The following is a 1,300-nucleotide window of genomic DNA, read 5'->3' as shown; positions in this document are numbered from 1 at the left end:
TGGAGTTAACCCGCTTCGGTGGACACCCTGAGCTTGGGCGTCTCGCCCGAGGAAGGGGTCCTGATGGGCCGACCGAGCAAGTTCTCCCCGGAGTTCCGGGAGCAGGCCGTGGAGCTGGTCCGAGCGACCGGGAAGACGGTCGCCGAGGTCGCTCGTGACCTGCAGATCAACGACACGACGCTGGGCAACTGGGTCAAGGCCGACCGCGCCGAGCGGGGCGAGCCCGACAGCAGCGGGCTGCTGCCGCTGACGGCCGCCGAACGCGCCGAGCTGACCCGGCTGCGCCGGGAGAACGCCAAGCTCAAAACCGAGCGGGAGATCCTGAAAAAAGCGGCGGCCTTCTTCGTGACGGAGTCGACGAGGTGACGCGGTTCGCCTTCATCGATCGGGAGAAGGCCCACCACGACGTCGCCGTGCTGTGCCGGTTGCTCAAGGTCAGCCGGTCGGGCTTCTACGCCTGGCTGTCCCGTCCGCCCTCGGCGCGGGCGGTCGCCGACGCGGTGCTGACCGAGCAGATCCGCACCGCCTTCGACGACAACCGCCGGGTCTACGGCGCGCCGCGGATCCACGCCGAGCTCGCCGAGGCCGGTGTGCGGGTGGGGCGCAAACGCGTCGCCCGGCTGATGCGCCAGGCCGGAATCGTCGGCTGCCACCGGCGCAAGCAGCCGTTGTCGACCACCCGACCGGACCCGAAGGCCGAGGCGGCGCCGGATCGGGTGGACCGCAAGTTCGTCGCCACCGCGCCCAACCAGCTGTGGGTCGCCGACGTGACCTACGTACCGACGGTGCAGGGCTGGCTCTACCTCGCCTGCGTCACCGACGTCTTCAGCCGCATGGTCATCGGCTGGTCGATGGCCTCACGCCGCAGGACCGACCTGGTCGTCGACGCCGTGGCCATGGCGGTGCACCGCCGCGGCGGCCATGTGCCGGGCGTCATCCACCACAGCGACCGCGGAGGCGAATACAGCTCCCATGCCCTCGAGCGGGAGCTGCGCCGACACGGCGCGCTGGCCAGCATGGGCAGCGTCGCGGACTGCTTTGACAACGCCCTGGCCGAGAGTGTGTTCGCCACGCTGGAGTGCGAGCTGTTCGACCAGCAGCCCGCCGGGCGCTTCACCACCCGACGCGAGGCCAAGCTCGCCGTCTTCGACTACCTCGAGACGTTCTACAACCCGCGCCGGCGCCACTCAGCTCTCGGCCAGATCGCCCCGGCGACTTTCGAAGCACGGCACACTCTCACCACCGCAGCCTGAACCTCAGGCCGCAGAAGCGAGGTGACCACGGGACCGGGTCAACTCCA

At 70.1% G+C, this 1,300-nt stretch carries 1 pseudogene; it reads left to right on the top strand.

The features are described from left to right. The first annotated feature begins 63 nt into the window (after window positions 1-63). Window positions 64-1,253, top strand: a pseudogene (locus HK417_RS24285) (IS3 family transposase). Window positions 1,254-1,300: the final 47 nt, after the last annotated feature.

Origin of the sequence: Modestobacter marinus (assembly GCF_019799945.1) — a bacterium.
Classification (GTDB): Bacteria; Actinomycetota; Actinomycetes; order Mycobacteriales; family Geodermatophilaceae; genus Modestobacter; species Modestobacter marinus_B.
Note: the sequence above shows the minus strand (reverse complement) of the source record. Positions and strands in the feature narration are given on the sequence as shown.